The following is a 12,888-nucleotide window of genomic DNA, read 5'->3' on the forward strand; positions in this document are numbered from 1 at the left end:
CTGTCGACGTTGATAGCCCTAGATAGCAGTCAGTCAGCAATTTGTGGGCCAGCTGTACCGGCCCTTTCGCGGGCACGCCCGTTCCCACAGGTACTGCGCAGTCTTCAAACCTGTGGAGGTCCTGTGGGAGCGGGCGTGCCCGCGAAGAGGCCGGTACAGGCAACCGCACCATGCGGTGGCAGCAACAAGGCCCATGGCGCTATGCTGGGGCAATTTCCAGCAAGAGCTACAGCCCGCATTCCATGTCCAAGGTGATCCTCAAGACCCCTGCCCAACTCGAACTGATGCGCAACGCCGGCCAGCTGTTGGCCCAGGTGTTCGCCGAACTCGACAGCTTCATCCGCCCCGGCATCACCACGATGCAGATCAACGACCGCGCCGAGGCCTTCATCGTCGATACCCTCAAGGCCCGCCCGGCCAGCAAGGGCCAGTACGGCTTCCCTTACTCGCTCAATACCTCGGTGGACCATGTGGTCTGCCACGGCATCCCCAAAGTCGATGAAGTACTGAAGGAAGGTTCGATCATCAACGTCGACATCACCCTCGAACAGGGCGGCTACATTGCCGACTCGTCGAAGATGTACAGCATCGGGCCAATCAGCGAAGACGCGCAGCGGTTGGTCGACACTACGTACGATGCGCTGTGGAAAGGCATCGAACAGGTACGCCCCGGGGCGACGCTGGGTGATATCGGCCATGCCATCCAGGCCCATGCCGAAGCGGCTGGCTACAGCGTGGTACGCGAGTATTGCGGCCATGGCATCGGCCAGCAGATGCACGAAGGGCCGGAGGTGTTGCACTTTGGCGCGCGCGGTATGGGCATGAAGTTGCAGCCGGGGATGGTGTTCACCATCGAACCGATGATCAACCAGGGCGGGCGCGGGACGCGGACGCTGAAGGATGGCTGGACGGTGATTACCCGCGACCACTGCCTGTCGGCGCAGTGGGAACATACGGTGGCGGTGACCGAGGATGGGGTCGAGGTGCTGACGTTGCGGGAAGAAGAGCGTTAGAGCTGATACTGCTGGGACCGCTTTGCGGTCCTTTCGCGACACGAGGCCGCTCCCACAAGAAGGGCGCGCATGGCGTAGAAACAAAAAAAGCGACCCGAAGGTCGCTTTCTTTGTGGCTTCCGGGTGTTCAGTGGGCCCTGGAAGCGGAATATGGCGCAGCGGACGGGACTCGAACCCGCGACCCCCGGCGTGACAGGCCGGTATTCTAACCGACTGAACTACCGCTGCGCTATTCAACGAGTGGTGGGTGATGACGGGATCGAACCGCCGACCCTCTGCTTGTAAGGCAGATGCTCTCCCGGCTGAGCTAATCACCCATTCGTCTCGGTGAGGCGCGCATTCTACGGACGAACCAGCAGCCTGGCAAGCCATTGATGCAACTTTTTCGCAAAAATTATCAATCGCAAATTTCAGGCACAAAAAAAGCGACCCTAAGGTCGCTTTCTTTGTTACTTCCGGGTGTTCAGTGGGCCCTGGAAGTGGAATATGGCGCAGCGGACGGGACTCGAACCCGCGACCCCCGGCGTGACAGGCCGGTATTCTAACCGACTGAACTACCGCTGCGCTATACATCGAGTGGTGGGTGATGACGGGATCGAACCGCCGACCCTCTGCTTGTAAGGCAGATGCTCTCCCGGCTGAGCTAATCACCCTTCGTCTCGGTGTGGCGCGCATTCTACGGAGGGCCTGCCACCCTGGCAAGCACTTTTTTAAAATTTCTCAAAAAAAATTCCAAGCCTTTCAAAGACCTAGCGCAGCCGGGGCTTTTCTTCCCTTATAAACGGCTACTGGCCCTCTGACAGGGTTGGCCTGCGGGCACTGCTCGGAGAATAATGCCCGCCTTATGCATTAAGGAGAGATTGCCCCCCATGTGGTTCAAGAACCTGCTGTCCTACCGCCTGACCCAGGAAGTACCGTTCGAGCCTGAAGCGCTGGAAGCCGCGCTGGCCACCAAGCCAGCCCGCCCCTGCGCCAGCCAGGAGCTGACCACCTACGGTTTCATCGCGCCGTTCGGCAAGGGTGAAGACGCTCCCCTGGTGCACGTCAGTGGCGAGTTCCTGCTGGTTGCCGCGCGCAAGGAAGAACGCATCCTGCCGAGCAGCGTGGTCAACGATGCGGTGAAGGAAAAGGTCGAAGAGATCGAGACCGAGCAGATGCGCAAGGTCTATAAAAAAGAGCGCGACCAGATCAAGGACGAAATCATCCAGGCCTTCCTGCCGCGGGCTTTCATCCGCCGCTCGATGATCTTCGCCGCCATCGCCCCGCGCCTGGGGATGATCCTGGTCAACTCGGCCAGCGCCAAGCGCGCCGAAGACCTGCTGTCGACCCTGCGCGAAGTGATGGGCTCGCTGCCGGTGCGCCCGGTCACCGTGAAGATCGCACCGACCGCGACCATGACCGACTGGGTCAAGTCGCAACAGGCTGCCGAAGGCTTCTACGTGCTGGACGAGTGCGAGCTGCGTGACACCGCCGAAGACGGCGGCATCGTGCGCTGCAAGCGCCAGGACCTGACCAGCGAGGAAATCCAGCTGCACCTGAGCACCGGCAAGGTGGTCACCCAGCTGGCCCTGGCCTGGCAGGACAAGCTGTCGTTCGTGCTCGACGACAAGATGGTGATCAAGCGCCTGAAGTTCGAAGAGCTGCTGCAGGAGCAGGCTGAACAAGACGGTGGCGAAGAGGCCGCGCAGCAGTTCGATGCCAGCTTCCAGCTGATGATGATGACCTTTGCCGAATTCCTGCCAGCGCTGTTCGAAGTGCTCGGTGGGGAAGAGATCCCGCAAGGGGTCTGATTCGGTTTGAAATGCCGGTGCTGGCCTGAGAATCATTTTATTGCCTGCACCGGCCCTTTCGCGGGTGAACCCGCTCCCACAGGTACCGCGCCACATTTGAGGCCTGCGCAGTTCCTGTGGGAGCGGGTTCACCCGCGAAAGGGCCCTCGAAATTCATATAGCTATAAATAGAAAAGGAATTGCCCCATGCGTGCCCTCGCCGCCCTCAGCCGCTTCGTCGGCAACACCTTCGCCTTGTGGGTGCTGGTGTTCGCCGTGCTGGCCTTCCTGATGCCCCAGTGGTTCATCGCCCTCAAGGTCGCCATCGTGCCGCTGCTGGGCCTGGTGATGTTCGGCATGGGCCTGACCCTCAAGCTCGACGACTTCGCCGCCCTCGCCCGCCAGCCCTGGCGTGTGGCCCTGGGCGTGGTGGCGCACTTCGTGATCATGCCGGGCATGGCCTGGCTGCTTTCCACCTGCCGGCGGAAATCGCCGTGGGCGTGATCCTGGTCGGCTGCTGCCCGAGCGGCACGGCGTCGAACGTGATGGTCTGGCTGTCCAAGGGCGACCTGGCGCTGGCGGTGGCAATCGCCGCGGTAACCACCCTGCTCGCTCCGCTGCTGACTCCGGCACTGATCTGGTTCTTGGCCTCGGCCTGGCTGCCGGTGTCCTTCATGGACATGTTCTGGTCGATCCTGCAGCTGGTGATGCTGCCGATCATCCTCGGCGTGCTGGCCCAGCGCCTGCTGGGTGCGCGGGTGCAAATGGCGGTGCAGGTGCTGCCACTGGTGTCGGTGGTGAGCATCGTGATGATCGTCTGTGCAGTGGTGGCGGCCAGCCAGGCCAAGATCGCCGAGTCCGGTTTGCTGATCATGGCGGTGGTGGTGCTGCACAACACCTTCGGTTACCTGCTGGGCTACCTCACCGGCCGGCTCTGCAAGCTGCCGCTGGCCCAGCGCAAGTCGCTGGCGCTGGAGGTGGGCATGCAGAACTCGGGGCTGGGGGCGGCACTGGCGGCAGCGCATTTCTCGCCGCTGGCAGCAGTGCCGAGCGCGCTGTTCAGCGTCTGGCACAACATCTCCGGAGCACTGTTGTCGACCTGCTTCCGGCGGATGGAAGAGCCTTCGACCGAGGCTGCAGAGGTTGAGCCGGCCAGGCATTGATGTGTACCCTGATGGCCACGGTGAGGACGACCTCACGACGCACCGCGTGACCATCCCGGGGACGGCCCCATCATTCGCAACGATGGAGACGCATCATGTCCTGGATCATCCTGTTCTTCGCCGGCCTGTTCGAGGTCGGCTGGGCCGTCGGCCTGAAATACACCGACGGTTTCAGCAAACCCCTGCCTACCGTACTGACCGTCGCCGCCATGGCCATCAGCCTGGGCCTGCTGGGCCTGGCCATGAAGGAGCTGCCGCTGGGCACCGCCTATGCCATCTGGACCGGCGTCGGCGCCGTCGGCACGGTGATCGCCGGGATCATCCTGTTCGGCGAGTCGATGGCCCTGGTACGGCTGGCCAGCGTGGCGCTGATCGTCACCGGCCTGATCGGCCTGAAAGTCAGCGCCAGCTGATCCCCTTCCTTAACGCAGGCCGCCGCGCAAGCGGCTGACCTGCTCACGCAAGGCGTCTGGCTGCGCCGCCTCCACCGGGATGGCGGCGCCCGCCACGATGGTCACCCGCGACCACAGGCGCTTGAACAAGCCCTTGGCCGGGTCGCGGCTGAAGAAGCTCCCCCACAGGCCCTGCAGCGCCAGCGGAATCACCGGCACCGGGGTTTCTTCGAGGATGCGGCTGACGCCCCCTTTGAACACATCGATCTCGCCGTCGCCCGTCAGCTTGCCTTCCGGGAAGATGCACACCAGTTCACCGTCCGCCAGGTATTCGGCGATGCGGGCGAAGGCTCGCTCGTAGGTGGCCTGGTCCTCGTTGCGCCCGGCAATCGGGATGGCGCCCGCCGTGCGGAACACGAAGTTGAGCACCGGCAGGTTGTAGATCTTGTAGTACATGACGAAGCGGATTGGCCGACGGATCGCCCCGCCCAGCAGCAGCGCATCGACGAAGGACACGTGGTTGCACACCAGCAGCGCCGCGCCTTCGTCAGGGATGCGCTCGAGGTCGCGGTGCTGCACGCGGTACATCGAATGGCTGAGCAGCCAGATCAGGAAGCGCATGGTGAACTCGGGCACGATCCTGAAGATGTAGGCATTGACCAGCACGTTCAGCAGCGACACCACCAGGAACAGTTGCGGGATGCTCAGCTTGAGCACACTCAGCAGGACAATGGTAAAGATCGCCGAGACCACCATGAACAGGGCATTGAGAATGTTGTTGGAGGCGATCACCCGAGCCCGCTGGTCCTCGGCGGTGCGTGCCTGGATCAGGGCGTACAGCGGCACGATGTAGAAACCGCCGAACACGCCAAGGCCGACGATCGACACCAGGATCCACCAGGCCTGGTGCATGCCCAGCAGCGCCAGCCAGTCGTGCGGCTGGGCGCCAGCCGGCACGTCACCCGAATGCCACCACCAGAGCAGGCCGAACAGGGTCAGGCCGAACGAGCCGAACGGCACCAGGCCGATCTCCACCTTGCGCCCACTGAGTCGTTCGCACAGCAGCGAACCGAGGGCGATGCCCACCGAGAACAGGGTCAGCACCAGGGTCACGGCGGTCTCGTCGCCGTGCAGCCACTCCTGGGCGTAGGTCGGGATCTGGGTCAGGTAGATGGCGCCGATGAACCAGAACCACGAGTTGCCGACGATCGAGCGCGACACCGCCGGGGTCTGCCCCAGGCCCATGCGCAGGATCACCCACGACTGCTTGAAGATGTTCCAGTCCAGCGCCATCTGCGGCGACGCGGCTGCGGCACGTGGAATCCAGCGGCTGGCCAGGTAACCCAGCATGGCGGTGCCGACCACCCCACCGGCCACCACCGTGGCGTAGCTGTCGTGGGCCATCATCACCCCGGCGCCGATGGTGCCGACCAGGATGGCGAGGAAGGTGCCCATCTCCACCAGGCCGTTGCCACCGACCAGCTCTTCTTCACGCAGGGCCTGGGGCAGGATCGAGTACTTCACCGGGCCAAACAGCGCCGAGTGGGTGCCCATGCCGAACAGCGCCACCAGCATCAGCGTGAGATGGTTGGTGACGAAGCCGACGGCGCCGACCGCCATGATGCCGATCTCGGCCAGCTTGATCGCGCGGATCAGTGCGTCCTTGGCGAACTTCTCGCCGAACTGCCCGCCCAGTGCCGAGAACAGGAAGAACGGCAGGATGAACAGCAGCGCGCAGAGGTTGACCCAGATCGAACGGTCGCCGTCGCCCAGGCTGAGCTTGAACAGGATCGCCAGGATCAGCGACTGCTTGAACAGGTTGTCGTTGAAGGCACCCAGCAGCTGGGTGACGAAGAACGGCAGGAAACGCCGCTTGCCGAGCAAGGTGAATTGCGAGGGGTGACTCATCGTCCTTGTTCCTGAGTGTCTTTTGTCATTGGAGGCACGTGGAGCGTTGCAAGCCACAAATCTGCATGGGAATGCCTGCGCCTGGCAAGGAACACGGGGCAATACAGGAACCCGCTCACAATTTGATATCACAGTGACATTAATTTCAGCCAAACCACTGTTCAGATTTTGTTACATGCGCCGATAATTCATATAGATGACTATATCTGACAGAAGGAACAGACCTCAGGTCTCCTCCAACGCATAAGAAAAGGAGCTCGGCAGTAATGTTTACCTGGTTTGGCGACCTCAGGATCGCCCACAAACTCTTCCTCGGTTTCGGCCTGGTGCTGTGCCTCACACTGGTGCAGTCGCTGATCAGCTGGGACGGCCTGGGCAGCCTGGTCCGGCGCAGCGAGGTGGTCAGCGATGTGTCGCGCCTCAACGACGCCCTCGGCGACTTGCGCGAAGCGCGCTTGCGTCACGCCATGGCCAACGGCGCACCCGCCGAGAGCAAGCAGCTGCAAGCTGCGCTGGACGCCTTCAAGCCGACACTGGCAAAGCTGCGCGAAGTGATGATCAGGGCGCAGAGCCATGCGCTGCTCAATACCGCCGACCAGGCACTGCAGGGCTACAGCGGCAACCAGGCGGCCAGCTTCCGTTCCTATGAAAAGATGCGCGCCGCGCAGAAGGAAATGGGCGTGCTGGCCACCCAGTCGTTCGCCAGCATCGAGCAGATCCGCAACCAGGTACGCGCCTTGCCCGATGCCGAGCAGCGCTTCGTGCGCATCGAGGCGATCAACCAGATTCGCGAAAACCTGATTCTGCTGCGCTACCACGTGCGCGGTTATACCGGGAACACCAACGCCGAGACCGAAAAGCTGATGAACGCTCAGATCGCCACCACGGTGAACGAGCTGCCTGGGCTGGTCGCCCGCTTCAACGGCAATTTCCCACAGCAGTTCCAGCAGCTGGAGCAGCAAGTGCAGGCCTATGCCAAGGCCGTCGAGGCGTTCCGTGGCGAAGTCAGCCACTTGGTGGAATACCGCGCCGCCATGGCCAACGACATCGAGACCCTCAACGGTGTCATCGGCCAACTGCTGGACGACCAGGCGGTACTGGTCGCCAAGGACAGTCATTTCGCCCGCACCCTGCAGATCGCCACCACCCTGCTCGCCTTGCTGATCGGCGCCCTCGCTGCGGTAGTGATTGCCCGGCAGATCAGCCAGCCGCTGCGCCAGGCGCTGAAAGCCATGGAACAGGTGGCTGCCGGTGACCTCGGCGAACAACCGACCAGCCGCCGCCGTGACGAAGTCGGCCAGTTGCAGAACGCCCTGCAGGGCATGACCCGCAACCTGCGTGAGCTGATCGCCCAGGTGCGCGATGGCATATCGCAGATTGCCAGCGCCACCGAGGAGCTTTCGGCGATCACCGAGCAGACCAGCGCCGGTGCCAACAACCAGAAGGTGGAAACCGACCAGGTGGCCACGGCCATGCAGGAAATGGCGGCCACTGTGCATGAAGTCGCGCGTAATGCCGGCGAAGCCTCTACAGCCGCCAGCGCAACTGATGAAGAAGCCCGTGAAGGTGACAGCGTGGTCAGCCGCGCCGTGGCCCAGATCAGCCGCCTGGCCAGCCAGGTGGACGCCACTGGCGAAGCCATGGGCGCGCTGCGCAGCGAGAGCCAGCGTATCGGCAAAGTCATGGACGTGATCAAAGCCGTGGCCGAACAGACCAACCTGCTGGCGCTCAATGCCGCCATCGAAGCGGCGCGGGCCGGTGAAGCGGGCCGTGGTTTTGCGGTGGTGGCCGATGAAGTGCGCAGCCTGGCACAGCGTACCCAGGCATCGACACTGGAGATCGAGTCGGCGATCGGCAGCCTTGAGGACGGTACCCGTTCGGTGAGCGAGCTGATGGAGCAGAGCCAGAGCCTGACCGAAAGCAGCGTGGCGTTGGTGCGTGAAGCCGGGGTCGCGCTGGAAGGGATCACCCAGCGTGTGTCGGCGATTCAACTGATGAACCAGCAGATTGCGGCGGCTTCGGAGCAGCAGAGCGCGGTGGCTGAAGAGATCAGCCGCAGCGTGGTGACGGTGCGGGACATTTCCGAACAGACCGCCGAGGCCAGCCAGCAGACTTCGGTGTCCAGCGTGGAGCTGGCGCGGCTGGGTGGGCAGTTGCAGCAGATGATCAGCCGGTTCCGGTTCTGATTCATTGATCAGAAAGCTGCACTGACTGTAGGAGCGGCCTTGCGTCGCGAAAGGGCTGCGTAGCAGCCCCGGCAATTGCTGCATCGCCGCAGGAATCTGGGGCCGCGTTGCGGCCCTTTCGCGACGCAAGGCCGCTCCTACAGATAATGCAGCGCCAGATTACTCGAAGCCGAACAGCGCCTGCGCAGTATCCACCAGCAGCGCCCGGCGCAGTTCAGCCGAGCAGCCCAAGGCATCGAACTGCTCGACAACTCTGGTAAAGCTCACCGCTGACTCATGCTGGGTATGCGGCCAGTCACTGCCCCACATCAACCGTTCGGCACCATAGTGAGCCTCAAGCGCACACAGGGCCTGCCGTGCAAACGCCAGGTTCTGCTCAGGCGTGCCCTCCAGCCGGTAGATACCCGACACCTTGACCCACACCTTGCCCTTGCCGCCCAGCGTCAACAGCTCGGCAAACCCCGGCTGCCCAAGCCCCAGACGGGCATCGGGCCGACCGAAATGGTCGACCACAATGTTCAGCCCGTAAGGCTCCAGGGCCCGTACCAGCGCCGGAATGTCCGCGACATGGCGGTGCAGCTCCAGGTGCCAGCCCTGTTCGCCGATGCGCTCCAGCAGGGGCCGCCATTCGGTGCCTGTCAGGTCAGGCAGGCCCTGGCCCATGAGGTTCAGGCGCACGCCCCTGACCCCGAGCCGATCCATCTCTTGCAAGGTCTCGCGCTCGACGTCCCGGTCAAGCATCACCACCCCGCGCAGTTGCCCCGGCACGGTCTGCAGGGCGCTGAGCAGGTAACGGTTGTCGGTGCCCAGGAAACTGGGCTGCACCAGTACGCCATGGCTGAAACCATGGGTCAGCAACTGGCCCAGGTAGTCGCCCAGCGGCGCATCGTAGCTGGGCGCATAACGCCGCTCGCTGGCCAGGTTCAGCCCACGGCTGAACACGTGGGCATGGCTGTCGATGGCGGTCAGGTGTGAAACAGGAACGTCGGGCATGGTCATCACAGGACAGTCAGGTTACTTGGCAACAGCGCCAGCCATTGCCGGCGCTGGCGTGGCCTCAAGGTTGCGGCCACGGGTTTCCGGCAGGCACAGCGCTGCGAGCATGGCCACGCCGTAGGCGATGCCGGCATCGATACCGATCGCGCTACCCAGCGACATGGATTCGCTCATGTGGCCGACCAGGAACGGGAACACCGCCGACAGCACGCGGCCGAAGTTGTAGCAGAAGCCGACCCCGGCACCGCGCACGTCGGCCGGGTACAGCTCGTTGAAGAACGCTCCCAGGCTGGCCGGAATGCCGGCGGCGAAGAAGCCCAGCGGGAAGCCGAGGAACAGCATCTGGGTATTGGTCAGCGGGAAGAACACATAGGCCTGCACGGTGAGCACGCAGCACAGCGCGAACAGCAGGATGTTCTTGCGCCGGCCGATGCGGTCGATCAACAGGCCGCTGGCCACGCAACCGCACCAGAAGGCGAAGATGATCACCGCCAGGTAGCCACCGGAGTTCAGTACCGACAAGTTGCGTTCGGTCTTGAGGAAAGTCGGCAGCCAGGTCATCACCGCGTGGTAACCACCGTGGGCACCCAGGCCCAGCAGGCCGCCGAGCAGGGTCACGCGCAGCAGTTCCGGGCGGAAGATGCCGGACATGGATTTGAAGAAGCTGCCGGGAATGGCCTTCTCCTTCTGCAGCCGCTGAAAGCTGTCCGGCTCCGGCACGTTGCGGCGCACCCAGATGATCAGCAGCGACGGCAGCAGGCCGACGAAGAACATTACCCGCCAAGCGTATTCAGCCGGTACCAGCGAATAGATCAGGGTGAACAGCCCCACCGCCAGGCCCCAGCCCACGGCCCAGGCGCTCTGCACCGTGCCCATGACCTTGCCGCGGTATTTCGGGTTGATGGTCTCGGCCATCAGCACCGCGCCGGCCGCCCACTCGCCACCGATGCCGAAGCCCTGCATGGCCTTGACGAACAGCAGCGGATAGAAGCCGGTGACAAACGCCGAGAGGAAGGTGAAGAAGGAGAACCAGAGGATCATCCACTGCAGGGTCCGCACGCGGCCATAACGGTCCGACAAGGTGCCGCCGAGCCAGCCACCAATCGCCGAGGTAATCAGGGTCAGGCCGCTGATAAGGCCGGCATCGCCCTTGGTCAGGGAGAACGCGGCGATCAGCGCGGGGATGGCCAGGCCGAACATCTGCACTTCCAGCGCATCGAGCGACCAGCCACCGAAACAGGCCCAGAACGTCTTGCGTTCCCGTGAAGTGATCTGGCGATACCAGCTGAACATGATTGTTATCCTTCTTAGTCGTGTGTGTTACGGCCGGGCGTACCGAAGCTCTAGGCACGCTGACGACCGGGCAGGCGAAGCCACTGCGCCGTGGCAGAACGGCGCAGACGGGTAACGGGTAACGCGGCCGGTTTAACGGCTCAGCGAATGTCGACGCGGTAGCGGAAGTGCTGCGCGTGGCCGCGCGAGCGGCGCCATTCCAGCGGTTTGCCGGCGTAGTCGCGGGCCAGGCGCTCGATCACTACCACCGGGCTGTCGGCCGGCAGTTGCAGCAAGCGACCATGGGCTGCATCGACCGCTTCGGCGGTCAGGGTCTCTTCGGCGTAGGCGACCACCTGGCCGCACAGCTCCTCGTAGATCGGGTAGAGCAGCGGGCCTTTGCTTTGCAGCTCGACGTCGAGCAGCGGCTGGAAGGTCTGGCGCGGCAGCCAGATTTCCTCGGCGAGCACCGGCTGGGCACCGAGCAGTCGGGTACGGATAATGCGAATGACCTCGGCCTCGGCGGCCAGGCCAAGCGCTTCGGCAACGGCCGACGGTGCCGGTACCGGCTCGATGGAGAGGATGCGGCTTTCCGGCATCAGTCGCTCGCCGGTGGCGCTTTCGAAGCGGAAGAAGCGGAACAGCGAAGACTGGAACTGCGGGCGGCGGATGAAGGTACCGCGGCCCTGCTGACGCTCCAGTACGCCTTCGGCGACCAGCACGTCCACGGCCTTGCGCACCGTGCCGACGGACATGTCGAACTCGGTAGCCAGGGCGGCTTCGGTCGGAATGGCTTCGCCCGGGCGCCAGCGGTTGTTGGCGATCTGCTCGATCAGGTGATCGCGCAGTTGTTGATAGCGGGGCAGTCGAGCATCACCGGACAGTGGGTGCATGGGTCGGCTCTCGTCTTGTTATGTAAACATATATATGAATTTTTCCGAGAGTATTCCCCGCAGGGGGAGGACTGTCAATCCTCCGCTGGTCACCCTGATGCGTAGACAAAAAGGCCGGGGATGGCAGAATGCCTCCAACCTGTGCACTGAAGGAGCAGTTCAACCGTGTCGAAAAGCCATAACGAGCGCCTGGAAGCGACCATCAACACCGCCAGGGAAATGACCGAGGCCGCCACCAGCAAAAATGAACTGCTGCGAGCAGTGGCGTCCTTGCGCGACTTTCCGGGAGGGCTGCACTTCGACAACGTGGACGATCGGCGCAAGGCGTTGATGTATGGCGCGCTGGCGATTAGCGCAGCGCTCCTGTGGGTGTCCTGGACCCTCGGCTGGGTTGAGTTCGGGCTGGGTCGAAAGATGCCCGGCGTAGTGAATTTCAGCATCGCCGGGGTTCTCGGATGGACAGCCGTCAGCTGGTGGATGTACACGTTCAACAGCGACACCCGCGATGAATGGCTGTCGGAGCTTTCATATGACATCGCCCAGCGGGCGGGCATGATCGAGGCAGGAATACGCCCCATCACCACGCCCCCCGAGGATATCCTTTCGCGCCTTTCCGACCACTTCGCCGATTACCTGAGGGGCGACCACGGCTGTGAAATCGTCGGCGCCTTCGAGGGCCGCTATGAAGGGGAACGGCATGCCTTCCATTTCAGCTACTTCAACCTGGCGTACGTCGATGCACGGCAGGAGCGGCACAGCACTGGCGGGGGCAACTACGAAACCAGGACCGTTCACGACCATTACAACCGTTTCAGCCTGGTCGTCGAGTTCCCCTGGGTGCGCGGCATCGCGGCACGCACTGACGAACAGGAAGATGTCGACTTCGACTACCTGTATGAAACGACATCCAGCGAATTCGAGGATACCTTCTACCTGACCGGAATCACCCGCAAGGTCTGCGCCCGCTTCGCCAAGCCCGAGACGATCCAGCACCTGCTGGAAATGGAGGCCAACCTGATCGACATGAACCTGGAGTTTTCCGAGGAAGGCGGCGAGCTTTGCATCAGCTTCGAGGATGACGACCTGATGGGTGTCGAACTGCCCTGTGATCTGAGCACCCCAGAACAGTTCTACGCCCACATTGAAGCCGGGGTCAGCCTGGAGGAGCTGGAATGGCTGCTGGATGCGTTGCACACACTGGCCTGCCAGCACGACAACCAGCTCGAAAGCCCGGCGACGGCGATACACTGAGCAGGCGCGGCAATGGGTTCGTGCCATATGCTTGCACCAGCCCAT

General features: G+C 63.1%; 9 protein-coding genes, 4 tRNA genes and 2 pseudogenes. 7 read left to right on the top strand and 8 right to left on the bottom strand.

Annotated elements, in window-relative coordinates; genetic code table 11:
* Positions 1–242 precede the first annotated feature (242 nt).
* On the top strand, positions 243–1,013 hold the full coding sequence (gene map / locus N430_RS20945) for a type I methionyl aminopeptidase (protein WP_110638851.1): 771 nt from the start codon (positions 243–245) through the stop codon (positions 1,011–1,013).
* A gap of 151 nt (positions 1,014–1,164) precedes the next feature.
* Here map and N430_RS20950 read toward each other — a convergent pair.
* The 4 genes from N430_RS20950 to N430_RS20965 all read right to left on the bottom strand — a co-directional run bounded on the left by N430_RS20950 (position 1,165) and on the right by N430_RS20965 (position 1,666).
* Positions 1,165–1,241, bottom strand: a tRNA-Asp gene (locus N430_RS20950).
* Between the two features lie 13 nt (positions 1,242–1,254).
* Positions 1,255–1,330, bottom strand: a tRNA-Val gene (locus tag N430_RS20955).
* Between the two features lie 170 nt (positions 1,331–1,500).
* Positions 1,501–1,577, bottom strand: a tRNA-Asp gene (locus tag N430_RS20960).
* A 13-nt stretch (positions 1,578–1,590) separates the two neighbouring features.
* A tRNA-Val gene (locus N430_RS20965) sits at positions 1,591–1,666 on the bottom strand.
* 216 nt (positions 1,667–1,882) lie between these two features.
* Here N430_RS20965 and rdgC point away from each other — a divergent pair.
* The 3 genes and pseudogenes from rdgC (at position 1,883) to sugE (ending at position 4,358) form a co-directional block, all read left to right on the top strand.
* On the top strand, positions 1,883–2,803 hold the full coding sequence (gene rdgC / locus N430_RS20970; RefSeq protein WP_103449541.1) for a recombination-associated protein RdgC: 921 nt from the start codon (positions 1,883–1,885) through the stop codon (positions 2,801–2,803).
* A 186-nt stretch (positions 2,804–2,989) separates the two neighbouring features.
* Positions 2,990–3,945: pseudogene (locus tag N430_RS20975) on the top strand (bile acid:sodium symporter family protein).
* Between the two features lie 95 nt (positions 3,946–4,040).
* On the top strand, positions 4,041–4,358 hold the full coding sequence (gene sugE / locus N430_RS20980; protein ID WP_103449539.1) for a quaternary ammonium compound efflux SMR transporter SugE: 318 nt from the start codon (positions 4,041–4,043) through the stop codon (positions 4,356–4,358).
* A gap of 9 nt (positions 4,359–4,367) precedes the next feature.
* On the opposite strand, the gene N430_RS20985 is transcribed toward sugE, so the two are convergent.
* Positions 4,368–6,245, bottom strand: a complete 1,878-nt coding sequence (locus tag N430_RS20985; protein WP_110638772.1) for an MFS transporter — start codon at positions 6,243–6,245, stop codon at positions 4,368–4,370.
* A 266-nt stretch (positions 6,246–6,511) separates the two neighbouring features.
* Here N430_RS20985 and N430_RS30055 point away from each other — a divergent pair.
* Positions 6,512–7,576 (top strand): annotated as a pseudogene (locus N430_RS30055) (methyl-accepting chemotaxis protein); the annotation flags it as partial.
* Positions 7,568–8,431 (top strand): methyl-accepting chemotaxis protein, encoded by an 864-nt coding sequence (locus tag N430_RS30060; RefSeq protein WP_371922787.1) that lies wholly within the window; start codon positions 7,568–7,570, stop codon positions 8,429–8,431. The pseudogene N430_RS30055 and the gene N430_RS30060, both read left to right, overlap by 9 nt.
* A 159-nt stretch (positions 8,432–8,590) precedes the next feature.
* On the opposite strand, the gene N430_RS20995 is transcribed toward N430_RS30060, so the two are convergent.
* From N430_RS20995 to N430_RS21005, 3 genes are all read right to left on the bottom strand, one after another.
* Positions 8,591–9,424, bottom strand: coding sequence for an amidohydrolase (locus N430_RS20995; protein ID WP_110638852.1), 834 nt, complete (start codon positions 9,422–9,424; stop codon positions 8,591–8,593).
* Positions 9,425–9,445: 21 nt separating this feature from the next.
* The gene (locus tag N430_RS21000) at positions 9,446–10,720 is read right to left on the bottom strand and encodes an MFS transporter (protein ID WP_110638774.1); all 1,275 of its coding nucleotides are present in this window, start codon (positions 10,718–10,720) and stop codon (positions 9,446–9,448) included.
* A gap of 140 nt (positions 10,721–10,860) precedes the next feature.
* Positions 10,861–11,592 carry a GntR family transcriptional regulator gene (locus tag N430_RS21005; RefSeq protein WP_110638775.1) on the bottom strand — a complete coding sequence of 244 codons (732 nt, stop codon included), beginning with the start codon at positions 11,590–11,592 and terminating at the stop codon, positions 10,861–10,863.
* 219 nt (positions 11,593–11,811) lie between these two features.
* Here N430_RS21005 and N430_RS21010 point away from each other — a divergent pair, with 219 nt between their 5' ends.
* A complete protein-coding gene (locus N430_RS21010; RefSeq protein ID WP_133248867.1) occupies positions 11,812–12,843 on the top strand; it encodes a hypothetical protein in 1,032 nt (343 codons plus the stop codon).
* Positions 12,844–12,888: the final 45 nt, after the last annotated feature.

This window comes from Pseudomonas sp. CC120222-01a (assembly GCF_003097235.1).
Taxonomy (GTDB): Bacteria; Pseudomonadota; Gammaproteobacteria; order Pseudomonadales; family Pseudomonadaceae; genus Aquipseudomonas.